Annotated in this window: 21 protein-coding genes; 13 read left to right on the top strand and 8 right to left on the bottom strand. The window is 65.3% G+C overall.

Going from position 1 to position 26,402, the window contains the following annotated elements; genetic code table 11:
- From tsaE to trxA, 5 genes are all read left to right on the top strand, one after another.
- Complete coding sequence (tsaE, locus tag SJY40_RS14045) at nucleotides 1-1,395, top strand: tRNA (adenosine(37)-N6)-threonylcarbamoyltransferase complex ATPase subunit type 1 TsaE (protein WP_378947725.1); 1,395 nt, start codon at nucleotides 1-3, stop codon at nucleotides 1,393-1,395.
- Nucleotides 1,380-2,054: a nucleotidyltransferase family protein gene (locus tag SJY40_RS14040; protein ID WP_378947722.1), complete on the top strand. Its 675-nt coding sequence runs from the start codon at nucleotides 1,380-1,382 to the stop codon at nucleotides 2,052-2,054. Before tsaE ends, SJY40_RS14040 begins: the two co-directional genes overlap by 16 nt.
- Nucleotides 2,047-4,995 (top strand): double-strand break repair protein AddB, encoded by a 2,949-nt coding sequence (gene addB, locus SJY40_RS14035; RefSeq protein WP_378947719.1) that lies wholly within the window; start codon nucleotides 2,047-2,049, stop codon nucleotides 4,993-4,995. The genes SJY40_RS14040 and addB overlap by 8 nt, the downstream gene beginning before the upstream one ends.
- Nucleotides 4,985-8,347 (top strand): double-strand break repair helicase AddA, encoded by a 3,363-nt coding sequence (gene addA / locus SJY40_RS14030; protein ID WP_378947717.1) that lies wholly within the window; start codon nucleotides 4,985-4,987, stop codon nucleotides 8,345-8,347. The genes addB and addA overlap by 11 nt, the downstream gene beginning before the upstream one ends.
- A 78-nt stretch (nucleotides 8,348-8,425) precedes the next feature.
- A complete protein-coding gene (trxA, locus tag SJY40_RS14025) occupies nucleotides 8,426-8,746 on the top strand; it encodes a thioredoxin (protein ID WP_378947714.1) in 321 nt (106 codons plus the stop codon).
- 35 nt (nucleotides 8,747-8,781) lie between these two features.
- On the opposite strand, the gene SJY40_RS14020 is transcribed toward trxA, so the two are convergent.
- Nucleotides 8,782-9,684, bottom strand: coding sequence for a hypothetical protein (locus tag SJY40_RS14020; RefSeq protein ID WP_378947711.1), 903 nt, complete (start codon nucleotides 9,682-9,684; stop codon nucleotides 8,782-8,784).
- Between the two features lie 101 nt (nucleotides 9,685-9,785).
- On the opposite strand from SJY40_RS14020, the gene hslV reads away from it, so the two are divergent.
- From hslV to SJY40_RS14005, 3 genes are all read left to right on the top strand, one after another.
- On the top strand, nucleotides 9,786-10,343 hold the full coding sequence (hslV, locus tag SJY40_RS14015; protein ID WP_378947709.1) for an ATP-dependent protease subunit HslV: 558 nt from the start codon (nucleotides 9,786-9,788) through the stop codon (nucleotides 10,341-10,343).
- A gap of 39 nt (nucleotides 10,344-10,382) precedes the next feature.
- Entirely contained in the window at nucleotides 10,383-11,690 is a 1,308-nt protein-coding gene (gene hslU, locus SJY40_RS14010; protein WP_378947706.1) for an ATP-dependent protease ATPase subunit HslU, read from the top strand.
- 64 nt (nucleotides 11,691-11,754) lie between these two features.
- A complete protein-coding gene (locus tag SJY40_RS14005) occupies nucleotides 11,755-11,934 on the top strand; it encodes a PLDc N-terminal domain-containing protein (RefSeq protein WP_378947703.1) in 180 nt (59 codons plus the stop codon).
- An 83-nt stretch (nucleotides 11,935-12,017) separates the two neighbouring features.
- On the opposite strand, the gene SJY40_RS14000 is transcribed toward SJY40_RS14005, so the two are convergent.
- Both SJY40_RS14000 and SJY40_RS13995 read right to left on the bottom strand, forming a co-directional pair.
- The gene (locus SJY40_RS14000) at nucleotides 12,018-12,614 is read right to left on the bottom strand and encodes a Smr/MutS family protein (protein WP_378947700.1); all 597 of its coding nucleotides are present in this window, start codon (nucleotides 12,612-12,614) and stop codon (nucleotides 12,018-12,020) included.
- Nucleotides 12,614-13,270 carry a Tim44/TimA family putative adaptor protein gene (locus SJY40_RS13995; RefSeq protein WP_378947698.1) on the bottom strand — a complete coding sequence of 219 codons (657 nt, stop codon included), beginning with the start codon at nucleotides 13,268-13,270 and terminating at the stop codon, nucleotides 12,614-12,616. The genes SJY40_RS14000 and SJY40_RS13995 overlap by 1 nt, the downstream gene beginning before the upstream one ends.
- A 109-nt stretch (nucleotides 13,271-13,379) precedes the next feature.
- Here SJY40_RS13995 and SJY40_RS13990 point away from each other — a divergent pair, with 109 nt between their 5' ends.
- From SJY40_RS13990 to SJY40_RS13980, 3 genes are all read left to right on the top strand, one after another.
- Complete coding sequence (locus SJY40_RS13990) at nucleotides 13,380-13,898, top strand: FxsA family protein (protein ID WP_378947695.1); 519 nt, start codon at nucleotides 13,380-13,382, stop codon at nucleotides 13,896-13,898.
- Between the two features lie 61 nt (nucleotides 13,899-13,959).
- Nucleotides 13,960-14,481 carry a protein-export chaperone SecB gene (gene secB / locus SJY40_RS13985; RefSeq protein ID WP_378947692.1) on the top strand — a complete coding sequence of 174 codons (522 nt, stop codon included), beginning with the start codon at nucleotides 13,960-13,962 and terminating at the stop codon, nucleotides 14,479-14,481.
- A 6-nt stretch (nucleotides 14,482-14,487) separates the two neighbouring features.
- Complete coding sequence (locus SJY40_RS13980; protein ID WP_378947689.1) at nucleotides 14,488-15,096, top strand: HD domain-containing protein; 609 nt, start codon at nucleotides 14,488-14,490, stop codon at nucleotides 15,094-15,096.
- A 46-nt stretch (nucleotides 15,097-15,142) separates the two neighbouring features.
- Here SJY40_RS13980 and SJY40_RS13975 read toward each other — a convergent pair whose 3' ends face one another.
- The 3 genes from SJY40_RS13975 to SJY40_RS13965 all read right to left on the bottom strand — a co-directional run bounded on the left by SJY40_RS13975 (nucleotide 15,143) and on the right by SJY40_RS13965 (nucleotide 16,808).
- Entirely contained in the window at nucleotides 15,143-15,454 is a 312-nt protein-coding gene (locus SJY40_RS13975) for an H-NS family nucleoid-associated regulatory protein (RefSeq protein WP_378947686.1), read from the bottom strand.
- A 97-nt stretch (nucleotides 15,455-15,551) separates the two neighbouring features.
- Nucleotides 15,552-16,094, bottom strand: a complete 543-nt coding sequence (locus SJY40_RS13970) for an ActR/PrrA/RegA family redox response regulator transcription factor (protein ID WP_378947683.1) — start codon at nucleotides 16,092-16,094, stop codon at nucleotides 15,552-15,554.
- Nucleotides 16,095-16,178: 84 nt separating this feature from the next.
- Nucleotides 16,179-16,808, bottom strand: coding sequence for an SCO family protein (locus SJY40_RS13965; RefSeq protein WP_378947680.1), 630 nt, complete (start codon nucleotides 16,806-16,808; stop codon nucleotides 16,179-16,181).
- 95 nt (nucleotides 16,809-16,903) lie between these two features.
- Here SJY40_RS13965 and SJY40_RS13960 point away from each other — a divergent pair, with 95 nt between their 5' ends.
- Both SJY40_RS13960 and SJY40_RS13955 read left to right on the top strand, forming a co-directional pair.
- Nucleotides 16,904-18,235 (top strand): ActS/PrrB/RegB family redox-sensitive histidine kinase, encoded by a 1,332-nt coding sequence (locus SJY40_RS13960; protein WP_378947678.1) that lies wholly within the window; start codon nucleotides 16,904-16,906, stop codon nucleotides 18,233-18,235.
- 56 nt (nucleotides 18,236-18,291) lie between these two features.
- Nucleotides 18,292-19,893: a PAS-domain containing protein gene (locus SJY40_RS13955; protein ID WP_378947675.1), complete on the top strand. Its 1,602-nt coding sequence runs from the start codon at nucleotides 18,292-18,294 to the stop codon at nucleotides 19,891-19,893.
- A 72-nt stretch (nucleotides 19,894-19,965) separates the two neighbouring features.
- On the opposite strand, the gene SJY40_RS13950 is transcribed toward SJY40_RS13955, so the two are convergent.
- Together SJY40_RS13950 and SJY40_RS13945 are read right to left on the bottom strand one after the other, a co-directional pair.
- A complete protein-coding gene (locus SJY40_RS13950) occupies nucleotides 19,966-24,444 on the bottom strand; it encodes a translocation/assembly module TamB domain-containing protein (protein ID WP_378947672.1) in 4,479 nt (1,492 codons plus the stop codon).
- On the bottom strand, nucleotides 24,444-26,306 hold the full coding sequence (locus tag SJY40_RS13945; RefSeq protein ID WP_378947670.1) for an autotransporter assembly complex family protein: 1,863 nt from the start codon (nucleotides 26,304-26,306) through the stop codon (nucleotides 24,444-24,446). Before SJY40_RS13945 ends, SJY40_RS13950 begins: the two co-directional genes overlap by 1 nt.
- Nucleotides 26,307-26,402: the final 96 nt, after the last annotated feature.

Genomic DNA, 26,402 nt, shown 5'->3' with positions numbered 1-26,402 from the left:
ATGACCCTGATCGCCGATGAAACCCTGACCGCCGCTTTGGCCCGCATGATGGCCGCCGACCTGCGCCCCGGCCAGACCGTGCTGCTGGAAGGGCCGGTCGGCGCGGGCAAGACACATTTCGCCCGCGCCTTCATCCGCGCCCGCCAGGGCGATCTGGCCGAGGATGTGCCCAGCCCCACCTTCACGCTGGTCCAGACCTATGACGACCCGATGGGCAGCCAGATCTGGCATGCCGACCTCTATCGCCTGACCGACCCGTCCGAGCTGTTCGAGCTGGGCTTGGACGATGCCATGCAGGAGGCCATCTGCCTGATCGAATGGCCCGACCGGCTGGATGTGACCCCGCCTGACCCGCTGCGGATCACCCTGACCCCCTGCCCCGACCCCGACCTGCGCCAGATCGATCTGGAGTTCACGGGCGCGGACCGCATGGCCGCCCGCGCGGCCTTTGTCACGCAGGCCGGATGGGCGGATGCGCGGGTCATGCCGCTGGCGGGCGATGCCTCGGCGCGGCGCTATTTCCGGCTGCATGGGCCGCAGGGCACCGCGATCCTGATGGACGACCCCGCGGGCGCGATGCCTGCCTTCCTGACCATGACCGACTGGCTGAACGCGCATGGCTTCGGCGCACCCGCCATCATCGCGCAGGATCAGGCCAGCGGCTTGGCGCTAGTCCAGGATCTGGGCGACGATCTGGTGGCGCGGGTGTTGGAGCGTGACCCCGATGCCGCACCGCTGATCTATGACCGCGTGACCGATCTGCTGGTCGATCTGCATCGTCAGCCGCTGCCCGATTTCATCCCGGCGCTGGACGGGGCGGCACTGGCCGATCAGGTCGGACTGTTCGCCGAATGGTATCCGCAGGCCGCAGGCATCACGGGTGGCGCCGAAATCGCCCCCATCATCGCCCGCCTGCATGACCAGCTGGCCACCCTGCCCCCCGTCGTCGCCCTGCGCGATTTCCACGCCGAGAACCTGATCTGGCGCGGCCCCGCCCCCCTTGGGCTGATTGACTATCAGGACGCGGTGGCGGCCCATCCGGCCTATGATCTGGTGTCGGCCCTGCAGGACGCCCGCCGCGACGTGGACCCTGCGCTGGAAACGCGCGCCATCGACCGCTATCTGGCCGCCACGGGGGTCGATGGCGACAGCTTCCGCGCCGCCTATGCCTTGCTGGGCGCGCAGCGCAATCTGCGGATTCTGGGCATTTTTACCCGCCTGTGCCTGCGGGACGGCAAGCCGCGCTATCTGGACTTCATGCCGCGCGTCTGGGGCTATATTCAACGCAACTTGGCCCATCCGGCGCTGGCCGAGCTGGCCGCGCAGGTGAACGCCCTTCCCGCCCCCGATGCCGATCTGATCGAAAGGACCCGTGCCCGATGCGCCCGCCTCTGATGATCTTTGCAGCGGGGCTTGGCACGCGCATGCGCCCGCTGACCGACAATTGCCCCAAGCCGCTGGTCAAGGTCGGTGACCGCAGCCTGCTGGACCGCGCGCTGGATCTGGGCCGGGACGCAGGCTGCGCGCCGGTGGTGGTGAACACGCATTACCTTGGCGACCAGATCGCGGCGCATCTGGCGGGACAGGATGTGGCGATCAGCCCCGAACCCGACACCATTCTGGATACCGGTGGCGGCTTGCGACAGGCGCTGCCGTTGCTGGGGGACGGACCGGTGACGACGCTGAATCCTGATGTGGTCTGGACCGGTCCGAACCCGCTGACCGCGCTGCAAGCGGCATGGGAGGGCGACCGTATGGACGCGCTGCTGGCGCTGATCCCCATCGCGCAGGCAACCGCCCGCAAGGGGGCGGGTGATTTTGGCATGGGCCCGGATGCCCGCCTGCATCGCAAGGGCGATTACGTCTATGCCGGTGCGCAGATCATCCGCACCGACCTGCTGGCGGACATCCCCGATACCGTCTTTTCGCTGAACGTCCTGTGGGACATTCTGATCGCGCGGGGGCGGGTCTTCGGCATGGTCCACACCGGCGGCTGGTGCGATGTCGGCTATCCCGCGGCCATTCCGATGGCGCAGGCGCTGCTGGATGGCTGATCCGATGCACGGCCTTTTCGCCCTTCCCCCCGGCGTCCATTTCGCCAATGAATTCGTGCGCGGCCTGCTGGACCGCATGTCGGGCCAACCGCCCGAGGCGCTGGCCCGCGTCACCATTCTGGTCAACGCGTCGCAGACCATGGGCGAGATCCGCCGCGCCTTCGACCGCGCAGGGCCGCTGTTGCTGCCCAAATTGCGGACCATCACCTCGGTCGATCCGGGGCCGCTGGTCATGCCGAACCCGCCCGAAGCCCCCTTGGCCCGCCGCCTGCAACTGGCGCAACTGATCGACCGGATGGTCAAGCTGCGTCCCGATCTGGGCGCAGGGCATGCCATCCCGGTTCTGGCGCAATCACTGTCGCAGCTGATGATCGAGATGCAGACCGAGGGTCGCGATATGGCCACCCTTGAAAACATCGACACCGGCGATCACGCGCGCCACTGGCAGAACGCACTGGCCTTCCTGCGCATCGCCGCCGAATTCCATCTGGACGAGGACTGGCGCGACCGCCCAGCCCGCCAGCGTGCCGCAGCCGAAGCCGCTCTGGCGGAATGGTCGCAGGGGGTGAACCTGCCCGAGGGGCCGGTGATCGTGGCAGGCTCGACCGGGTCGCATGGGGCGACGCGGCTCTACATGCAGGCAGTGGCCGCGCTGCCGCAAGGCGCCGTGGTCCTGCCGGGGTTCGATTTCGACCAGCCGCAATCTGTCTGGGACAATCTGGGCGATGCCGCCGACGACCACCCGCAATCGCGCTTTGCCCCGCTGATCCGCGACGCCGGCTATCCCGCGCGCTGGACCGACGCGGAGCCGACATCACCGGCCCGCAACCGCTTGCTGTCGCTGGCCCTGCGCCCAGCGCCGGTCACCGACCAATGGATCGCGGAAGGCCCCGAGCTGCCCGACCTGATCCCCGCCACCGCCGATCTGACCCTGATCGAGGCCGACCAGCCGGGACAAGAGGCCGAGGCCATCGCCCTGGTCATGCGCGACGCCGCCGAACGCGACGAATGCGTCACGCTGATCGCCGCCGACAGCGGGCTGATCCGCCGCGTCACGGCTGCGCTGGACCGCTGGCACATTCTGCCCGACGACAGCGCGGGCCGCCCCCTGCCCCTGACCGCGCCGGGCCTGTTCCTGCGTCAGGTCGCGGCGCTCTTCGGCGAGGCGCTGACCGTGGACCGCCTGCTGATCCTGCTGAAGCATCCGATGACGGCGACCGGATCGCAGGTGGTGGGTCGCAACGACATCCTGCGCCACACCCGCGATCTGGAACTGAAGCTGCGCAAATACGGTCCGGCCTTCCCCGACAGTGATACGCTGACCGATTTCGGCACCAAGGGCGACGACAGCCGCAAGATCTGGGCGGAATGGCTGGCGGGCATGCTGGACCGCATCACGCCGCTGGCCCGCGACCGCGCGCCGCGTCCCCTGCCCGACCGCCTGCGCGACGTGATCGCCCTGGCCGAGGCGCTGGCTGCAGGTCCGGGTGGCACGGCGGATGCCTCCCGCCTGTGGCAGGACAAGGCCGGCACCATGTCGCGTGCGGTGCTGGACCATCTGCTGGAACATGCCCATCACGGGCCGGACGTGGGTCCGAACGATCTTTGCGCCCTGCTGATCACCGAATTGCAGGCCAAGGCCGTGCGCGAAGACGTCGCCGCTTGGCACAGCCTGCGCATCCATGGCCCGCGCGAGGCGCGCCTTTACGCCAATGGCACCGTCATCCTGTCGGGGTTGAACGAGGGCGGCTGGCCGCAGCCCCTGTCCCCCGACCCCTGGCTCTCGCGCCAGATGCGGCTGGCGGCAGGGCTGCCGGTGCCCGAACGCCAGATCGGGCTGGCGGCTCATGACTTCCAGCAGGGCATCGCCGCCGAACGCGTCATCCTGACCCGCGCGCGCCGCGATGCCGAGGCCGAGACCATCCCCTCGCGCTGGCTGAACCGGATGATGAACCTGATGGGCGGACTGCCCGACCGCAACGGCCCGCAGGCGCTGGCTGACATGCGCGACCGCGGCAACCGCTGGCTGGACATGGCCGAAGCCGTAGCGCGACCCTTGGAAACCGTCCCGCCCGCGCGGCGTCCTTCACCCATTCCGCCGGGGCCGCCGTTCAAGGAACTGCCGGTCACGGATATCTCGCTGCTGATCCGCGACCCCTATGCGGTCTATGCCAAACGGGTGCTGAACCTGCGCCCGCTGCCGCCCCTGCGCCCCGAACCCGACGCATCGCTGCGCGGCCAGACCCTGCATGCCATCGTCGAGGCGCTGCTGAAGACACGCCCCGCCCCGGACACCCCACCCGAGGTGCTGAAGGCGCAATTCCTGGCCATCACCCGCGAGACGCTGGACCGCGAGGTTCCCTGGCCCACCGCCCGCGCCTTCTGGGCCGCGCGGATCGAGGGCATTGCCGACCGCATCGTCGCCGACGAACTGGCCCGTCTGGCCGAAGGCACGCCCACTGTCATCGAAAACCGTGGCCGCGTGTCGGTGCCGGGGATGGATTTCACCCTGACCGCCAAGCCTGACCGCATCGACCTGCTGCACGAGGGCCAAGTCGTCGTCTATGACTACAAATCCGGCTCGCCCCCCACCGACGCCCAGATCCGTCATTTCGACAAGCAGTTGATGCTGGAGGCCGCGATGGCCCGCCGCGGCGGCTTTTCCGATCTGGGGCCGGTGGATGTCGGCGCCATCCGCTATATCCAGCTGGGCGGCGAGGGGAAGACCTTCGAACGCGACCACAGCGATGATATCGAAGGCGAAACATGGGACGGCTTCGTTGACCTGATCCAGGCCTATCTGACCGGAGAGGCAGGCTTTACCGCCATGCGCGCGCCAGAACGCACATCCTATGCCGGGGATTACGACCATCTGGCGCGATACGGCGAATGGGCGCTGACCGATACCGCAGAACCGCGAAAGGTGGGCGATGATGGATGAAGCCACGCTGAACCAGATCGCCGCCGCCGATCCGGCCCGCACGACATGGCTGACCGCGAATGCGGGGTCCGGCAAGACCCGCGTGCTGACCGACCGCGTGGCACGCCTGTTGCTGGCGGGGACCGCGCCCGAACGCATCCTGTGTCTGACCTATACCAAGGCCGCCGCGACCGAGATGCAGAACCGCCTGCTGTCGCGGCTTGGCAAATGGGCCATGCTGCCCGAGGACAAGCTGCGTGCCGAACTGACGCAACTGGGTGAAACCGGCGATCCCGACCTGCCGCAGGCGCGGCGTCTGTTCGCCCGCGCCATCGAGACGCCGGGCGGTCTGAAGGTCCAGACCATCCACAGCTTCTGCGCGGCCCTTTTGCGGCGCTTCCCGCTGGAGGCCGGCGTGCCGATGGGCTTTGCCGAACTGGACGACCGCAGCGCCCGCGCCCTGCGCGCCCAGATCCTGGACGACATGGCCGAGGCGGGTGATCCTGCCGTCCGCGACCTGACCCGCCTGCAATCGGGCGACAATCTGGACGGGTTTCTGGCGGGCCTGTCGCAGGTCGATTACCAAGCGCCCCCCGACCCCGCCGTCATCTGGCGCGCCTTGGACCTGCCCGTCGGCCTTGACGCCGACAGCATGCTGGCAACCGTCTTCACCGGCATCGAGGGCGATCTGTTCGACGCGCTGATCCCCATTCTGCGGACAGGGAAAACCACCGACGCCAAGCTGGCTGCCACCCTGTCGCAGGGACGCTGGCGCGATCCGGGAATGGCCGATCTGTGGCGCCTGTGCGGTTGTCTGCTGACCGGCGGTGGCGCCAAGGTCCCTTTCAGCGCCAAGACTGGCAGCATTCCCACCAAGGATCTACGCCTTGGGGCCTGCGCGCCCTTCATGGACGATCTGGAAGACCTGATGGTCCGCGTCGAGCTGGCCCGCCCTCAGGCGCTGGCACTGGCGACGGCCGAAAAGACGCTGGCGCTGCACCGCTTTGGCCATGCCTTCACCAGCCGCATGACGGATGAAAAGGCTGCGCATGGCTGGCTGGACTTCGACGACCTGATCCACCGCACCGCGCAATTGCTGGAAGAATCCAGCATGGCGCAATGGGTGCTATGGCGGCTGGACGGCGGCATCGACCATATTCTGGTCGATGAAGCGCAGGACACCAGCCCCGACCAATGGCGCGTCATCCGCCGCCTGACGGATGAATTCACCGGTGGCGATGGCGCGCACGACCGGCCCCGCACGTTGTTCGTGGTCGGCGATCCGAAACAGTCGATCTATTCCTTCCAAGGCGCCGACATTGCCGTGTTCGAGGACATGCGCGACCGTTTTGGCACCGATTTCGCCGCCGTGCAGCAGCCGATGCAGCAGCGGGGGCTGGCGCACAGCTTCCGGTCCTCGCCCGCCGTTCTGTCGCTGGTCGATGCGGTGTTTCAGGGCGATGCCGCGCAGGGTCTGGGCGATCCGCCGCGCCATGTCGCCTTCCGCAGCACCCTGCCCGGCCGTGTTGACATCTGGCCCGCCCTGCCCGAGCCGGAAACCGCCGAGCGTCCCGACTGGACCCAGCCGGTCGATGCACCCGCCGAAAACGACGCCAATACCGAACTGGCCCGCACCACCGCCCGTCAGATCCGCGACATGCTGGGCACGCCCATCTTGGATGCGAAATCGGGCGATCTGCGTCCCATCGGGCCGGGCGACATCCAGATTCTGGTGCAACGGCGCAGCGATCTGTTCGGGTCGTTGATCGCGGAGCTGAAATCAGCAGGGCTGCCCGTGGCCGGTGCCGACCGTCTGAAGCTGGCCGCTGAACTGGCCGTGCGCGACATCACCGCCACCCTGTCTGTGCTGGCCACCCCTGAAGACGATCTGTCGCTGGCGGCCGCACTGCGGTCGCCTTTATTCGCCATGTCGGAAGACGATCTGTTCCATCTCTCGCAACGCAAGAAGGGCGAATTCTTGTGGGCCAAACTGCGTGAGTCACAACATCTTGTTTCACTGGATATCCTGAATGATCTGGCGGCGCGGGCCGACTATGTTCGCCCCTATGACATCATCGCCCGTCTGCTGACCCGCCACGGCGGTCGCGCCGCTCTGCTGGCCCGCCTCGGCCCCGAGGCCGAGGATGGCATCGACGAACTGCTGTCGCAGGCCTTGGCCTATGAACAGGTCGAGACGCCCTCGCTGACCGGTTTCCTGGTCTGGCTGCAAAGCGACGACGTGCAGGTCAAGCGCCAGCTGCCCAGTGGCGAGGGCGGGTTGATCCGGGTGATGACGGTCCATGGGTCGAAGGGTCTGGAAAGCCCCGTGGTGATCCTGCCCGAAACCCAGAAACGCCGCGCCGACAGTCGCCAGCGCATCGTGCGCGTTGATGACATGCCCGTCTGGAAGGGTGCCGCCACCGACCGCTGCGATGCCGTGGCGCTGGCCGTGGCCGAATGGGACCAGAGGCAGGACGAGGAACGCCGCAGGTTGCTTTATGTGGCGATGACGCGGGCGGAAAGCTGGCTGATCGTGGCGGCAGCGGGCGATACGGGCGACGGTCTGGACAGCTGGTACAGCATGATCGCGGATGGCGCGACCCGCGCCGATCTGACCCGCAGCAAGCTGCCCGTGACGGGTCTGGGCGATGGGCTGCGGCTGTCCTTTGGCGACTGGCCCGAACAGGCGGTGGCTGGTCATGCAGCCTCGGCGATACCGGAAGCCGCCCCCGATTGGGCGCTACGCATGCCGCCGCACCCTGCCGACTACGTCAGCGTTCTGACTGCAACGGGTCTGGGGGGCGCCAAGGTGATCGCAGCGCAGACCCAGGGCGATCGCGACGCGGCGATGCTGCGTGGCACGCGGCTGCATCTGCTGCTGGAACATCTGCCCGGCTATCCGGCGGATGACTGGCCCCGCCTTGCCCGAACGCTGATGGCGGGCGCCGAGGGCGGCTTACCGGACGCCACCGAGCTGGACGACCTGCTCTCCGAAGCCCGCGACCTGATCGCAGCGCCCGCGTTGGATGCCATCCTCCGCCCTGCCCCGGGAACGCAGGTCCTGCCCGAGGTTGCCCTGACTACGCCCATGCCCGACGGCCGCACGCTGAACGGAATTGTCAACCGTCTGGTCATCGCGCCCGATCACGTCATGGCGGTCAACTACAAGACGAACAGCACCGTCCCCGCCACCCCCGAGGCCACCCCCGAGGGGATCCTGCGCCAGATGGCGGCCTATCGTCTGGCGCTGCGGGGCATCTGGCCCGACCGTCCCGTGCGCGTAGCAGTCCTGTGGACGCAGACCGCACAGCTGATGGAACTGCCCGATGACGTGCTGGACCGGGCGCTGGATCAGGTGCTGCGCGCCCCTTGACCAAAGGGGTCGCCGGTCATAGCTGTTGGAGTGAACTGATGCCGGTCCCGTCCGGCCCGAGAGATACAGGAGCTGAACATGGCAACCGTGCATGTGAACGACGCAGAATTCGACGCCGAAGTGCGTCAGGCCGAAACCGCAGTCATCGTCGATTTCTGGGCGGAATGGTGCGGTCCCTGCAAGCAGATTGGCCCCGCACTGGAAGAGCTGTCGGATGAATATGCCGGCAAGATCAAGATCGTGAAGGTCAACGTCAACGAAAACCCCGAACAGGCAGCCCAGCTGGGCGTGCGCGGCATCCCCGCGCTGTTCATGTTCAAGGGCGGCGAGGTCGTTTCGAACCGCATGGGCGCGGCCCCCAAGGCGGCGCTTAAAAGCTGGATCGACGAATCCATCTGATCTGCTGAACAGTTGACAGGAAAGGCGGCGGCCCCTCAGACGGGCCAGCCGCCTTTTTTCATGGCCGCCAGCAGGCGGTCGTCGGCATCAGGGGCCATCATGTCCAGACTGGTCCGGCGCAGGAACCAATCCAGATATTTCGCGAAGGGCGGCTTGTGGTCGGGAGCGCGCTCCAGCGCCTTATCCACACCCATCTGCGCCACGTTCAGCGCGATATGGTGGAAATCGGATTGCGCATAAAGCACCACCGGCTTTTCCAGGATCAGGCCGTCGAAACCCACGCCGCTGTTCTGTGTCACGACGAAGGCGCAATCGCGCAACAGGGCATTGGTGTCGCCTCCGATGGTCAGATTGGGGTGGCGGCTGGCGATATCCTGCAGGGCCTCGCGGTCGTGGTCGTCATAGACCTCTTTCGGGTGCAGGGTGGCGGTGCAGGGGCGGCCGGTTTCGGCCATGTCGCGCACCATCCGCAGCGGGCTTGCGGCCTGAAAGCTGCGCTGGCGGCGGATGTGGCCCTGCAGCGGGATCAGCACGTGATCGCCCGCGACGGGGGCCGGGCCGGGCAACACGCGGTCACGCAGGGCGCGCGCGAATTCACGGGCGGCGGCGTGGTCGATCTGCGCCCCGTCGAAGGGCGCCAGCGCCACGGGCCAGCGCCAACGCTCGGCCAGCGGTTCTAGCCGCCAGAACGGATAATGATAGGCCAGCCGGAAGGTCAGCGCGCGGTCATGCGTGGGCTTTTCCATGTTGAACAGCGCAAAGCCCGGACGGGCAGGGGCCGCGTCCCGCGCCGCCTTGCCGGACCGCCGGATCTCGACCCGCCAGCCGCGCGCGGTCAGCAGCCGCGTCATCCGGTTCAGGAAGCCCAGCTTGCCCGCCTGCGCCATCTGCAGGATCGGCGGATGCAGATAGACGGTCAGCAGCTTTTCGCGGTCCATATCGGCGACGCTAGGGCTCGAAGGCGTGATTATCAACGGGTTGCAAGCTGCGCGGCGGCTTCATATCTGCTGCCCAACGCAAATTTTTTGAAGGTGTCCACATGGCAGATGACAAATTCCCCGGCTGGCACGGCACAACCATCCTGGCGGTCCGGCGCGGCGGCAAGGTCGTCGTGGCAGGTGACGGTCAGGTCAGTGTCGGACCGACGGTGATGAAGGGCACGGCCCGCAAGGTCCGTCGCCTGTCGCCCGGTGGCCGCGATGTGATCGTGGGCTTTGCAGGCTCGACCGCGGATGCCTTTACCCTGCTGGAACGGCTGGAAAAGAAGCTGGAGGCCGTCCCCGGCCAGTTGCAGCGTGCCTGCGTGGATCTGGCCAAGGATTGGCGTACCGATAAATACCTGCGCAATCTGGAAGCCATGCTGATCGTTACCGATGGTGTGGACCTGCTGGTCGTCACCGGTGCGGGCGATGTTCTGGAACCCGAACATGACGTGGCTGCCATCGGCTCGGGCGGGAACTTTGCCTTGGCCGCGGCGCGCGGACTGCTGGAAACCGATCTGGACGCCGAAACCGTCGCCCGCAAGGCCATGGCGATCGCATCCGACATCTGCGTCTATACCAATGGCCGCCTGACCGTCGAAACCGTGGATAGCTAAGGCCCGCTTTCGCCCCAAGGCAACATAAGGATTCCCACCATGAGTGATCTGACCCCGCGCGAGATCGTGTCCGAACTGGACCGCTTCATCATCGGACAACAAGAGGCCAAGCGTGCCGTGGCCGTGGCCATGCGCAACCGCTGGCGTCGCAAGCAACTGGGCGACGACCTGCGCGACGAGGTTTATCCCAAGAACATCCTGATGATCGGACCGACCGGCGTCGGCAAGACCGAAATCAGCCGCCGTCTGGCCAAGCTGGCCAATGCCCCCTTCATCAAGGTCGAGGCCACCAAGTTCACCGAGGTCGGCTATGTCGGGCGCGATGTCGAACAGATCATCCGCGATCTGGTCGATGCTGCCGTCATCGACACTCGCGAACGCATGCGCGACGAGGTCAAGGCAGGCGCCCATCAGGCAGCCGAGGAACGCGTCATCGAAGCACTGGCCGGCAAGGATGCCCGCGACGGCACCCGCCAGATGTTCCGCGACAAGCTGAAGAACGGCCAGCTGGACGACACCGTGATCGAGCTGGAACTGCAGGACAACTCGAACCCGCTTGGCGGGATAGAGATGCCCGGCCAGCCCGGCCAGCAGATGGGCGGCATGATGGACCTGTCGGGCCTGATGAAGGCCTTTGGCGGGCGTCGCGTGCGCCGCAAGGTCACCGTGGCCGAAAGCTATGAGCTGTTGATTGCCGAAGAGGCCGACAAGCTGCTGGACGACGAGGCGATCAAGACCGCCGCGCTGGAAAGCGTGCAGGAAAGCGGCATCGTCTTCATCGACGAGATCGACAAGGTCTGCGCCAAGACCGAGGCCCGTGGCGGCGATGTCAGCCGCGAAGGCGTCCAGCGCGATCTGCTGCCGCTGATCGAGGGCACGACCGTCAGCACCAAGCATGGCGCGGTCCGTACCGACCACATCCTGTTCATCGCCTCGGGCGCGTTCCACGTCGCCAAGCCATCGGACCTGCTGCCCGAACTGCAGGGCCGTCTGCCGATCCGCGTCGAGCTGCGTGCGCTGACCGAAGGCGACTTCGTCCGCATCCTGACCGAAACCGACAATGCCCTGACGCGCCAGTACACCGCGCTGATGGCGACCGAACAGGTGACGGTCACCTTCACCGACGATGGCATCGCGGCCTTGGCCCGCATCGCCGCCGAGGTGAACGGCTCGGTCGAGAACATCGGTGCGCGGCGTCTTTATACCGTGATCGAACGCGTGTTCGAGGAACTGTCCTTCAACGCGCCCGACCGCGGAGGCGAGACGATCAGCGTCGATGATGCCTTCGTCGAAAAGCATCTGGGCGATCTGTCACGCTCGACCGATCTTTCGCGTTACGTTTTGTAAAACCTGAGGAACCAAACCCATGTGACCGTGTTTGATATGCGACTGCAGACAAGGGACGGATCACATGGGTTGGCTATTTAGTGTTATCATCTTCGTTCTAGATGTTTGGGCGATCGCACAGATCATCAACACGAACACCAGCACCAAGGCGAAATTGTTGTGGATCCTGCTGATCATCGTTCTGCCGGTCCTCGGTTTCATCATCTGGTATTTCGCGGGTCCGAAATCGAGCCACAGCTTGTGATTTGAACGGACCATCGCGACGTTAAGAAAAACGCGCCCGCAAGGGCGCGTTTTTTTATGTCCGGATGTGGGGCAGAAAACGTGTCAGCCCATGCGGCGCAAATAGACGTAATAGGCACCCTCGCCACCATGGCGGTAATGGGCGGCGCTGACCTGCTGGACCACCATCGACAGGGGCGGGCTGTGCAGCCAATAGGGCACCTGATGGCGCAATGCGCCCGGCCGCGTGGGCAAAGGCCCGTAATCGCCGCGCCCCTTGCCGGTGATCACCAACACCAGACGCAGCCCCGCCGAATGGCAGGACATGATGAAATGCATCAGCTCGGGTTGGGCGGCGGCAAGGGTCATGCCGTGCAGGTCCAGCCGCGCTTCGGGGCGCAGCTTGCCCTGGCTCATCTTGCGGTGGGTCTTGGCGTCCATGCGCAGTTCGGCACCTGCCAGCCGTTCGGCGGGCGAACTGGACTTGGGCAGGCGCGGCGACGGCGGCATGGCTGCCTGTCCGACGCGAAACCGGGGCAGGGGTTGAACCTTGGGTGGCGTGACCGAGGTCTGGGGTTTGGCCGAGGGGTCCACGTCCGATATCAGCGGCCGCGTGGGCCGCAGGTGCATCGGTGTCGCCGAACGGGCGACAAGCGACCAGACTTCCTTATCCTCGGGCGTCAGCCCCTTGCGACGCCGCATCAGCCTGTCGCGACAAGCTGCCAGTTGGGATCGGATTCACCCATATGTCGGGCGAAAGTCCACAGATCCTTCTGCTTGCGGGCCACTTTGGGATCACCCTCGACGACATTGCCTTCGGCGTCACGGGTCGCGGCGATCAATTCGCCCACGAAACGCACGGTGATTTCCGCCATGCCGGTCGCCTGATCGAATTCGGCCGAGGCAAGCGCCGTATCACGCGTGCCAAGGAACTGGGCCTCGACGGTCTGACCCTGTGCAGTGCGCTGGTCGATGACCGACTGGAAGGCATCGGCGACGGGATCGGACAGGAACGCCCGGACCGACGACAGATCGCCGCGTTCGAAGGCCATCAGGATCATCTCATAGGCCTGACGCGAGCCGTTCAGGAAGTCACGCACGCCGAAGTCGGGCTCGGCGCGTTTCATCTGCGCCAGGGCCTGCGCGGCAGGAGTGCCGGCTTCGGCGTGGTCCTGGATGTCGTGATCGACCTGATCGGCCGATCCTTCGATCACCTCGAACCGCGAAGGGCCGGGGGCGGGCCTGTCAACCTTGGGCGGCTCGAACCCGTCACGGGTCCCCAATACGTTTCGCAGCCGCAGGATCAGGAAGATCGCGATGCCGGCAAGGACAAGCAGCTGAAGCAGGGGGTTGGACATTCAGGCAACCTCAAGATCGAAACGGTTATTTGTAAATGGCGGTCAGGTCATTATGTAGGGACCGCACAGGCGCAAGTCCAGTTTCCGCGCCGAAAGGAAGGGAAAATCCATGCGGCTGTTCTGGCTGTTTCTTGCCGTCCCCATCATCGAGATCGCCCTGTTCGTCCAGGTCGGCGGGCTGATCGGCCTGTGGCCGACGCTGGCCATCGTGGTCCTGACCGCCATCATCGGCACCAGCCTGATGCGCAGCCAAGGGGCGCAGGTATGGCGTGAAATCCAGTCCAGCTTCGGGGAAATGCGCGATCCGACGCGTCCCTTGGCACATGGCGTGATGATCCTGATGGCGGGGATGCTGCTGCTGACGCCGGGGTTTTTCACCGACACACTTGGCATGCTGCTGTTGATCCCCAAGGTCCGCGACGGAGTGATGCACCGCATCGCCAGCCGTGTCACCGTGACGCAGATGGGGGGCCAGATGGGTGGTCAAATGGGCGGGCAGTATCGCCCGCGTCCCGATGACGGCACCATCGACGGAGAGTTCACCGTCGCCGATCCCGACCCGCAGGACGATCCCGACCGATCCCCCGAATTGAACCCGCCCGGCAGTTCGGGCTGGACACGCCATTGAGGGCATGCACCCTGCCTGTTAGACAGAATTCAAGCATTTGAAGACACGGTGAGGAAAGAACATGTCCGACGAGACCACGCAGAACGGCACCGAGGCGAAACCGCAGGCCCAGCAGCAGCCCAGCATGCGCATCCTTGCGCAATTCGTCCGCGATCTGTCGTTCGAAAACATGGTCGCCCAGAAGGGCGCCCCCACGGGTGACGTCCAGCCCGAGATTTCGGTTCAGGTCAGCCTGGACGCCCGCAAGCGCGGTGCCGACAACCAGTTCGAGGTCATCACCAAGTATCGCGTCACCTCGACCAACAAGACCGAAGGCAGCACGCTGTTCCTGGCCGAGCTGGACTATGGCGGGGTCTTCCAGATCGACGGCGTGCCCGAAGACCAGCTGCATGCCTTCCTGATGATCGAATGCCCGCGCATGCTGTTCCCCTTCGTGCGCCGCATCGTGTCGGACCTGACCCGCGACGGCGGCTTCCCTGCCTTCAACATGGACCCGGTCGATTTCGTGGCCCTGTATCGTCAGGAACTGGCGCGCCGCGCCCAGCAGAACCAGCAGGCGCCCGTAGACCAGCGCCTGTCGTAAGACCCGATGGCCACCCGGCCCAAGCGTGCCTGGCAGCGGATGCTGTCAGGCCGCAGGCTTGACCTGCTGGACCCCACGCCCTTCGACATCGAGATCGAGGACATCGCCCACGGCCTTGCCTTCGTCGCGCGCTGGAACGGTCAGACGCGGGGCGACTGGCCCTATTCGGTGGCCGAACATTCGCTGCTGGTCGAACAGATCTTCGCCCATGCCAATCCCAACAGCGAGGCCTGCTGGCGTCTGGCAGCACTGCTGCACGATGCGCCGGAATATGTGATCGGGGATATGATCTCGCCGGTGAAATCGGCTTTGGGGCAGGAATACGGCGTGATGGACGAAAGGCTGGCCTCGGCCATTCATCGTCGTTTCGGATTGCCCGCGACATTGCCTTTGGTCGTGAAAAAACGAATCAAGCTGGCCGACCGCATTTCCGCCCGGCTGGAGGCCACGGCCATCGCGGGTTTCGCCGAGCCCGAGGCACGCCGCCTGTTTCCCGTCCCGGCATCCACATCGCTGACCGGTTGGAATATAGCCCTGCGCCCCCCTGCACAAACAAGGGCGGCCTATCTGGCGCGCTTTACCGAATTGATCGCGCAGATGGATCGCGGGCAATAAAAAAGGGGGCAGATGCCCCCAGAAATATTGACCACTTGCCGATAAATCAGATCAGCAGATCGTCCAGTTCCTTGCCTTCGGCCAGGTTTTCCTGAACCCAACGCGGTTTGCGGCCGCGACCCGTCCAGGTCATGGTCGGATCTTCCGGGTTGGCGTATTTCGGCGCCACGGTGCCGGCGCGACGCGGTTTGCCACCGGTCAGTTCGGCCAAATTGAACCCATGTTCACGGGCCGCTTCCTCGATCGCGCTGAGGGCTTCGCGACGTTTGCGATCCTCATAGGAATTAATGGCGCGATCCAGACGGGTCCGCATTTCGCGCATTTCCTTGAGGGACATCTTATCGAAATCAATGCTCATCGGGCTGCTTTTTCTTTTCTAAGTTGCATTAACTTTTTTAATATAACCCGAATATAATAAATTTCAATATGACCATTTGCATAGGAATGCGCGTTTTTTATCTGGGACCGCGTTTGGCAAGAATCCGCTGCAATGTCCGGCGGTGCATATGTAAACGGCGGGCCGTTTCGCTGACATTGCGATCGCATTGTTCATATACCCGCTGGATATGTTCCCAACGCACGCGATCCGCCGACATCGGATTTTCCGGCGGTGGCGGCAGCAATTCCGCCGATGAAAGCAACGCCGAGGTGACGTCATTGGCATCCGCAGGTTTCGCCAGATAATCCGTCGCGCCCATTTTCACCGCTGCAACGGCCGTCGCGATGGCACCATATCCCGTCAGCACAATGATCCGCGCATCGGGGCGCTTTTCGCGCAGCGCTTCGACCACATCCAGCCCATTGCCGTCCTCGAGTTGCAGATCCACCACGGCGTAAGCAGGGGCTTTCTTGCGGATCTGGTTCAGCGCGCTGGCCACGGTCAGCGAGGTTTCCGTTTGGAATCCACGTTTTTCCATGGCGCGTGCAAGGCGGGTCAGGAAAATCTCGTCATCGTCGACCAGCAGCAGCGACGCGTCGGGGCCGATTTGTGCGTTCATGTTACCCTCCCAAAAGCCATTCGGTTATTGGTGACTTAAATGGCGTGACTTGCAGCCATTTTCAAACATATGTGACAATTTGACTTAGGCCGAAGCGTCGATAAAACAACCTACGCTTTCAGCGACATCTTCAGCCGAGGCATCCCGGTTGAAAAACTCGACCGTCTTGTTTCCGGGCATGACCAGATAGGTATTTGTCATGTGATCGACCAGATAATACTCTGGATCGTCCTCATTCTGCAGCTTGAAATAATTGCGCCAGCCTTTGTTCACGGCGGCAATTTCTTCTTCGGATCCGGTCAGGCCGATCATCTGGTCCGAAAACATTTCGGTATAACCGGCCAGCACCTGCGGCGTATCGCGCGAAGGATCGACGGTGACAAAGACCGTTTGCACATCCTGTCCCTGCTGGCGCAGCAGATCTGCGGCATCGGCATTGCGGGCAGTATCCAACGGGCAAATATCGGGGCAGAAAGTATAACCGAAATACAAAAGCGATGGTTTGGTAAAGACATCGGCTGCCGTGACCCGCTCGCCATCATCGCGGGTCAGGGTGAAATCGGTGCCGAAGCTGTCCATGCCACCCGACACGGCGCTGTTGGTGCATTGCGCGAAATCGTCCCCGGCGCGGGTCTGGGTCAGAAAAACCGTCCCCGCGACCAGCACGGTGATCGTGGCGGCCGAGCCGATCATCAGTATCTTGCGGTTGACCATGCCGGCCTCCTGTTCAATGGGCGTCAAATCCGCGCATTGATCGCCCATTGCGCCGCGTCTATCAAGGCATGCGACGTCGCAGCGGAAGGCCGATCATGACCGACACGACCCAAGCCGATGACCGATCCCCCTTCCAGATGCCGCTGGCGCATGCGCCCAATGCCGAACCCATCCGCATGCGAACGCTTGTTCTGCTGCGCTGGTTCGCCATCGGCGGGCAGATGGCGGCGGTCATCGTGGCGTGGTTCATGGGGGTGGGCTTCGTCAAGGCACCGGTGATCGCGCTGATCGCCACCTCGATCACCATGAACTTCTGGCTGTTCTTCCGGCCCGCCAAGCGGACATCGCCGCGGCATGCGGTGCTGCAGCTCAGCTTCGATCTGGTGCAGATCTCGACGTTGATGTGGCTGACGGGGGGCATGGCCAATCCCTTCGCGCTGCTGGTGCTGGCCCCCGTGACGATTGCGGCGGCATCGCTGAACGGGCGGCAGGTGATGGCGCTTGGGCTGGCGACGGTGGCGCTGATTTCCTTTGCGGCGGTCTTTGGGCTGTCGTTGCGCGAACCCGACGGCGACATCCTGCAGATGGAGCCGATCCTGCAGGTCGGCCATTGGGTCGCGCTGGTCATCGGCGTGGTCTTCTTTGCGGGCTATGCGCATCGCGTCACGGCCGAACTGTCGGATACGGCCAATGCGCTGTTTGCCACGCAGATGGCGCTGTCGCGCGAACAGCGGTTGCAGCATCTGGGAGGCGTCGTCGCGGCGGCGGCGCACGAAATGGGGACCCCTCTGGCCACCATCAAGCTGATCGCAGGCGAACTGGCGGATGAGCTGCAGGACGACCCCGACCTGCATGCCGATGCCATCGCCCTGCGCGAATCCGCCGACCGCTGTGCCCGGATCCTGCGCAGCATGGGACAGGCGGGCAAGGACGACCTGCACATGCGCGCCGCCCCCCTGCGCGCCGTGCTGGAGGACGCCGCCAGCCCCCATGCCGACCGCGGCCCCGTGATCGAGATCCTGGCCGACGGCCCCGTCATCCGCCGCGATCCCGCCATCATCCACGCCCTGCGCAACCTGATCCAGAACGCCGTCGACTTCGCCGAAAGCCGCGTCGTGATCGAAACGCAGGTGACGGCCAACGCCCTGACGGTGACGGTGCGCGACGACGGCCCCGGCTATCCGCCGCATCTGCTGTCGCGGATCGGCGACCCCTATCTCAGCCGCCGGGCCGAAGTGCAGCGCGGCAGCTATGAGGGCATGGGTCTGGGGCTGTTCATTGCCAAGACGCTGCTGGAACGCTCAGGCGCGCGACTGACCTTTTCGAACGGTGGCCCGGGCGCCATCGTGTCGGTGCGCTGGCCGCTGGACCGCATCCGGTCCGAAGATCGTGCACCACTGTCGCAAAATCCCAATATCGCCACGTGATGATCTTAACAGCTTGTTAAGCACGCCCATCCTATGTTCGATCGGACATGAAGGGGATGGTTCTTGTGGATATTCAAGGTGCGCAACTGGTTCTGACGGCGCTGTTCTGCGGCACGGTCTCGGTCTTGCTGGCCGTGGCGCTGATCCGGCTTTGGGATCGACGCGGCCCGAAACCGGGGCAGGGCAGGGGTGGCCGTGCCACGGCGCTTGACGGTCAGGTGCAGCCGGTCGTCTTCCTGTTCCGCGGCAATGCGCTGGTGGATGCCACACCGCCGGCGCGCGCGCTTCTGGACCGCGTGGCCGTGCCGGACGACGACTGGCTGCGGCTGATGCAATGGGTCGGCCCGCGCTTTGGCCATGCTGCCGAACAGCTGTCGCAGCTGTCCCACCTTGGCCAGATCGAACTGTTGGGCCAGCAGGGCCACGGCAGCGCCACCCTGCGCCTGCTGGCCGAGGATCTGGGCGATCACCTGTGGCGCGTCACCATCACCGACCCCCAGTCCCAGCATTGCGGAACCGTCGTCGATTCCATGTCCCTGCAGGCGATGGAAGAAGAACTGCATCTGCTGCGCGGCGCGCTGGACCAGACGCCGATGCTGGTCTGGCGGCTGGATCAGGACGACCGCGTGACATGGGCCAATGCCGCCTATCTGCGCCGTGCCGAGGCACGCAGCGAAGGCGCCTTGGGCTGGCCCCTGCCCAAGCTGCTGGACACGCCGCGTCCCGTTCCCGGTGCAGGCCACGGCACCCGCCGCGCCGCATTGGAGGACAAGGGCATCGTGTCCTGGTACGATTGCCACAGCCACCGCTTGGGCGATCAGCTGATGATGTTCGCCCTGCCCGCAGATGCCGCCGTCCGCGCGGAACGGTCCCTGCGCGAATTCGTCCAGACGCTGACCAAGACCTTCGCCGATCTGCCCATCGGCCTGGCGATTTTCGATCAAAGCCGCAAGCTGCAGCTGTTCAACCCCTCGCTGATCGATCTGACGCGGTTGCCGACGGGTTTTCTGACGGCGCGTCCGACGCTGATCGATTTTCTTGATCAACTGCGCGAACAGCGCATGGTCCCCGAACCCAAGGATTACCGCAGCTGGCGCCAGCACATGGCCAACCTTGAAAGCGCCGCCGCCACCGGCCACCACGTCGAGACATGGTCACTGCCCGGTGGCCAGACCTATCGCGTGACCGGCCGCCCGCATCCCGATGGCGCGGTGGCGTTCCTGTTCGAGAACATCACCTCGGAAATGTCGCTGACACGCAAGTTCCGCGCAGACCTGTTGCTGGGGTCGCATGTGCTGGATGCGCTGGACGACGGGCTGGCGGTCTTTGCGTCCGATGGCAAGCTGTTGCTGGACAATCAGGTCTATCGCGACCTGTGGCAGCGGCCCGCCACCAATCTGTCCGAAGCGATCGCCTCGTGGCACGACGGCGACACGATGGGACCGGGCTTTGTCGCCCTGCGCGACGCGTTGCAGCAGCCCCGCTGCCAGTCCCAAATCAGCGGCGCCATGGCCGGCCCCCACGGCCAGTTGCTGGGCTGGACGGTCAGCCCCCTGACCGGCGGCCGCAAGATGCTGCGCTTTCGTGTCGGTTCCGGGCAGCCGCTGGCATTGGGGCAGGGCGATCTGGACCTGCAGGATGCCATGGGCGCCAGATAACCAGCCGACCCGACAATGGAAAAAGGCCCGCAACGCGATGTTGCGGGCCTTTTTCGTAGGCGGTCGGCGGGATCAGTAATCCCGCTCGAAGAACACCCCAAGCGAGGACGACCCATCGCTGCCCACCGATCCCCGCGCCCGCAGGGACTTGGTGATGTCCAGGTTCAGGTTGATCGAGGTCTTGCCGCCTTCCCCGATCGAGACGTCCGTATAGACGTTTTCCGACAGGTAACGCCCCGCACGCAGCTGGACGTTGCCGTCGTCATCCGTCGTCAGGTCCAGATCGTCCAGCCCTGCGCTTTCACGCAGGTTGGCGATGATCCCGTCGCCACCTTTTCCCGCCAGCACCGCAATGGCATTGGCCAGCTGCGCCGCCTGTAGCGGGCTGATGCTGTCTAGCCCGCGACCGAACAGCAGCTGCGACAGCACCTCCTCCTGCGGCAGTTCAGGCGAGGATTCGAAGGTGATCTCGGGGTCGCGGACCTCTCCGTCGATGATGATGCGGGTGGTGATGCTGTCGCGTTCTGTCTCGGCCACAAGGCGGATCACTGGGATCAGGCTGCCCTGCAGTTCGACCAGGCCCTCGGTCAGGTCGAACCGGTTGCCCAGCAGATCGACCCGGCCCCGGATCAGTTCCAGATTGCCGATGGGGATCACGTTCCGCGTCGTTCCGGTGATCTGGAAACCGCCGCCAAGCTCCGCATCGACCCCGCGCCCGCGGATGAAGACGCGGTTCGGCGCATTGATGACCAGATCCAGCCGCGGCGGATTGGCGGGGGGCGTGGCAGGCGGACCCGCCAGTCCCGCGTCCTTGGCCGCTTGGCTGGGATAGCCCTCGAGCCCTGCCCGTGCCCGCGTTGCGCGAACCGGCGGACGCTGGCTGCCGACGTGGCGGATGTCGGGAATGGCCTTCGCTCCGCCCAGCCCCGTCGAAGGGATGCGGATCTCGGTCAGACCCAGATCGATGCGGCCCGAGACCAGCGGGCCCGCGGCCATTGACCCCGCGATGCGCATATTGCCCGTCAGGCTGGTCTCATAGAGGTTCGGGTCGCGCAGGATCACCTCGTTCAGGCCGATGGCGATATCGACGGTGCGGTTCGACAGATCGACCGGACCACGCAGCGACAGATTGCCCCCCGCCGCCACGTTCGACACGCCATCGACGTTGATGCGGCCTTTGTTGAAATCGGCGGTGACGTTGATCCCGTCCAGCCGCAGACCCAGCCCCGGATCGGCCATCTGGCCGTTCTGCAACCGCACCTGTCCGGCCAGCGCCTGCAACGAGGGCTGGCCGTCGATCCGCAGATCGATCGCCAGCGGGCCCGAGATGCTGCGCGTGCGCAGGCTGCTGTTGGCAAGGGCGGAATTGGCGCTGCCGGTGATGGCGACATCCATGTCGGACCCGTCGCGCGCCGCCGTCCCGACGATCCGCAGATCGGCGTCGCCGGGCGCCGTGGCGCGCAGGTCCATCGAGACGTTCGCCCCCTCTTCGCGCAGGGTGCCCGCGACCGTCACCGGACCGGGGAACTCGGGGACGATCAGGCCCAGATTGGCCAGTCGCGCGTCCAGATTGATGCCCTGCGCGGGCGAGCCGTCGGCATTCACCGCGATCTGCGGGTTCTGGACATCCAGACGCTGCACCGAAAGCCCCTGATCGTCCATGCTGGCGGCCAGATCAAATCGTGTGGTGCCAGCCAGGACCGGATCGACCTTGGCCTGCCCGATGGCCAGACCGTTGGCGGTCCCGCTGGCGGTCACGCGACGCGTGGTGCCGTCATCGGTGATCCGCGCATCGGCGTTCACTGCCCCGCGGATGCCGTTGCCGACAAAGCGCAGGTCGCTGGCGTTCACATTGGCGGTGACATCCGTCGCCCCCGCACCGACCTGGCCTGTGGCCTCGGCGCTGAGGCGGGGGTTTTCGATCTGGGCGTTCTGGATGGTGAAGATGCCATCCTGTTCGGTGCCGGTGACCGCAAGGCGGGTTTCGCCTGCAAGCGCGCCATCGACCTGCGCCTGACCAAAGGACAGATCGCGGCCCGTGCCCGTCAACTCCAGCTGGCGGATGCCGTCGCCCGCCTCGCGGAAGCTGCCGTCGGCCGTCAGCGTCCCGCGCCAGCCCGGCCCGAAGGGTGCCAACGAGGCGACATCGACATTGCCGCTGATATCCGTGACGCCCTGCCCATAGGTGCCCTGCAGGTTCGCGCTCATCTGGTCGTTTTCAAGCGAGCCGTCCTGAATGGTGACCACGCCGTCCTTTTCCGTGGCGTTGACGGCCAGACGCGTGGTGCCGGTCAGCGCGCCATCGACGCCGGACTGTCCAAGCGACAGGTTCTGGCCTGTGCCGGTGATGGCGATCCGGCGCGTGCCGTCCTCCTCACCAAGCGTGGCTTTTGCGGCAAAGTTGCCCGACCATTCGGGCTTGATCGCGGACAGGTCCACCAGATCGAAGCTGGCGACCGCATCCAGCGCGCCTTGGGCAAAGCTGCCCTCGGCCTCGGCGCTCAGCTGGGGGTTGGCCAACTGGAAGGTCTCCAGCTGATAGCCCGCATCGGTTTCCGCGGCGATGGCGGTCAGGTTGGTCTTGCCCGACAGGGCATTGTCCAGCGCCTCGATGCCGATCTGCAGATCCTCGGCCATACCGCTGACGGTCAGGCGGCGTTGACCCTGCGGGCCGTTCAGCTTGGCCTCGGCCTCCAGCGATCCGCCATAGGAGGGGTCCGCATCCGACAGCGAGGGCATCGAGATCTGCGCCGTCAGATCGCTGGACAGGCTGCTGACCAGACCCTGCGCGGTAGCGGTAAGGCGCTTGGCGTTGACGGCGAAATCCTCGACCTCGATCCCGACCTCGTCACGGCGGGCCTTCAGGTCGATGGTTGACCGCCCCTCCAGCAGGCGGTCCGCCTGCGGAACATCGACCGAGATGTCGTTGCCCACGACCTGCGCGTCGATGTCGAAAGCCTTGTTCAGCAGCGTGTAATAGCCAAGGACCGAGGCATCCGCCTGTCCCGACATGGGCCGCCCCGCCAGCGTCGAGAGGCGCGCCAGATCGGCATAGCGGGCATCGGCATCCACCGACAGGGTGATGCCGCTGGACAGGCCCGCGACCAGGAAGTTGCCGTCCAGCCCATAGTCCGACCCGTCGATCCGCACATCCGAGATGTCGATGGCATTGCCGGGGGTAAAGTTGAAATCCGCCGTGCCCTCGATCTGGCGACCGATGGCCTGCGCAAGGCCCGCGTCGTCGAAGCCAAGGTTGCGGGCGGCAAATTCCAGCGCGCCGGTCACCTCGGACAAGGCGCCATCGGCCAGAACCACGGCCCCCTTGCCCGACAGATCGACGGCCCCCAGTTGGACCTGACCGGTATCCAGCGCGCCGACGCGTCCGTCCAGCACCCAGCCCTGACCTTCGGCGGCATCATAATCCAGCGTCAGACGCCCGCTTTCCACCGTTGCATCGGGCCCCGCGAAGGGCATCTGCACGGGGATCTGGTCGGCATCGGCGTCGCGACCCAGCATCACCAGCAGCCGCGCGGTTTCGGGTGCGGATTTGTCATTGGTGGACAGTCCACCCTGAATGCGCAGCGCCTCGGTGCTGATATCCAGATTGGGGATTTCCAGACGCCCGGTCTCGGCACGCCAGCCTTCGGCCAGCACTTGGGTGTTCTTACCGAAGAAGGCGCGGTTTTCGGGCGCCAGCAAGGTGGCCACATCGCCGCCCAGCTGGAAGCGGAAAGCCGTCCCCTCGGCGCCGTTCTTCTGTTCGCCATTGGCGCTGACACGGCCGGTGATGCGCTGCGTGCCATCGGTCGCCAGACGGATGTCGGCGGCGAAATCGCGCAGCTCGCCCTCGCCGCTGATCTGGGCGGTGACGGCGGGATGATCGTGGATGTTGGCAAGGTTGACCAGAATGCCGTCTCGGGCCTCGTCCAGCCCCAGGTTCAGGCTCAGAACCTGGGTTTCGTTGGAATAGCCCGCATCCAGCACGAATTCGCCGCGCGGCCCGTCAAGCCGGTCGATGGTCAGCTGGGCCTTGCCCTCGCCGCCCTCCAGCGACAGGCCACCCGTGACGTTCAGCGCGCCTTCGACGCCGATCACGGGTTCGCCCAATTCGACCCGGTCGGCCTGGATCTTCTCGATGTTCAGCGAAACCGGCAGTTCGGGCAGGGCAAAGACCGGTGCCTCGGCCTGCGCGTCGCTTTCGCCGCCCTTGGGCAGACGCGGCAACAGGATTTCCTCGGCTGACAGCTCGGCGATCTCGACCCGGCGGCGCAGCAACGCCGAGCGGTTCCACTGAATCGCGCCGTTCTTCAACGTCAGCCAGGCGCCGTCGGCATCCAGGATCTGGATCTGCCGGAAGGTGGCACGCGATGACAGTGCGCCTTCGAAGCCGTCGATCAGCACCTGACGCCCATCGCCCGAGAGGTTCTTTTCCAGCAGGTTCGTCAGAAAGCCCTTGTCGTCATCGACGTCCTCGGAAATCTCGGTGACGCTTTGGGCCATCACCGCAAGGGGAAACAGCAGGGCAAAGAGGATGATGAAGAACTTGCGCATCAGAATGCCTGCCCCAGACCAAGATAGAATTGAACGCCATTGTCGGTGTCGCCCCCGACCGGCGCCGCGATGTCAAAGCGCAGCGGCCCGACCGGCGTGTCGTATCGCACGCCGACGCCCGCACCCGAATGGCTGCCGCTGTCGCCGCCAAAGCTGCCGTCGGTCCAGACCTGACCATAGTCCACGAATGTGACCAGCCCGATCTTTTCGCGCACCTGATAGCGGATTTCCGCGGTGGCATTCGCCACGCTCATGCCGCCGGTCTTGATGGTGTCGCCGTCGGGCCCCTCGATCTCGTTGACGCCCAGTTCCTGATAGGGATGGCCGCGAACCGTGCCGCCTCCGCCCGAGAAGAACAGATAGTTGCGCGGGGTCTCCTCGATCTCGCTGCCAAGGATGGTGCCGGCGCGGGCACGTCCGGCCAGCGTGAACTTGTCGTCCTCGCCGAATGACCGGAAGACGCGACCCTCGCCCAGCAGTTGCGCGCCGGATCCGGTGTCGCCAAAGCCCACGAAGGGGGTGATGTCGCCCGACAGATAGAAGCCGCGCTTGGCGTTGTTGGGTTCCTCGCGCATGTCCCAGATGACTTCGCTTGGCAGGGCAAGCACCTTGAAGTCAGTCTGGCCGTTGGCATCGAAGACGCGGGAATACTGGTATTCCAGCTCGGTGTTGGCGGTCAGCTGGTCGCTGAAGATATGTTCCAGACCGACACCGATGCTGGCGGTATCCTCGTCGTAATCCTCCTCGCGCATGCGGGCGGCCTCGATCTCGACGAAGGCAGTTGTGTCGGCAGTCAGCGTGGCGGGGCGGTCAAGGCGGATCGTCACCTCGTCGTCGCGATCGCTGGTCTGCGATCCGATGTCCTTGACCTTGGCGTCCACGCGCAGCCGTTCACCGCCGCCCAGCAGGTTGCGATGCATCCAATAGGCCGACAGCAGCACCCCGTCGGTGTTCGAAATCTCGAAGCCCGCGCCAAAGCGGCGGGGCTTCTGTTCCACCACCGTCAGGTCCACGTCCATGGAATTGTCGGCATTCAGATCGTCGGATTCCTGCAGGGTGATGGCCGAGAACACGCCGCTGCGGCGCAGGCGCTTGCGGACGGTGTCCATTTCTTCGGGGTCGAAGCGTTCGCCCTCGGGGAAGCCCGCGATCTTGCGCAGGCGGCGTTCGTTCAGGCGCTGGTTGCCCGCGACCGTCATCCGGCCAAAGCTGACCGCCGGACCGGGGTTCAGCGCGATGCGGCTGTCGACGCGGCGGGTGTCGTGATCGGCGGTGATCTCCTGCCCGCCGACATCGGCCTTGGCGTGGCCGTAATTGCGCCAACCCTCGACGCCCGCCACCGCGGCGCTGCGCATGGTGCCGGTGCCTGCGACCTTGTCAACGGCATAATCCGACGAAATCTCGCTTTCGGGGGCGATGGGGGCGATCTGCGCGCGCGAAAAGCGGAAGATGCGTCCCGGGTTCACGTTGACGACTACGCGACGCACGACGTCGGGGGCGTCCAGTGGTGCCACCTCGGATGCCTCGATGCCGTCCAGCAGGATGTTCACGCTGCCGTCGTAATAGCCTTCGTCATACAGCAGGCCCAGAATGCGCGCGTAATCGCCCCGCGCGGCGGCCAGCACGTCCTGACCGGTGGTGCGATCCTCTTTCAGCGCACCTGCCACCAACGAGGTCGCGCGGATCTTGTCGTCCAGCCCCTCTTCGTTGCCCGCGACCTGAATATCCAGCGCCACCGGTCCTTCGGTCTGGCTGTCGCCGCCGAACAACCCCGAGAACGGAGAAGAAGATTGCGCCAGCGCCGCCCCCGTACCGACCAGCGCCGTCGAGGCCACCAGAACTGCCCTAATATATGCCCGCATCACGCCTGCCCTGCTTTTTTGCTTGGCACGATTGAAACAGGATCACCCCGTGAAATCCACCAATACTTGGGGAAAAACGGAGCCGGGGCGTTAACC

The organism is Paracoccus sp. R86501 (genome assembly GCF_042466435.1).
Lineage (GTDB): Bacteria > Pseudomonadota > Alphaproteobacteria > Rhodobacterales > Rhodobacteraceae > Paracoccus.
Note: the sequence above shows the minus strand (reverse complement) of the source record. Positions and strands in the feature narration are given on the sequence as shown.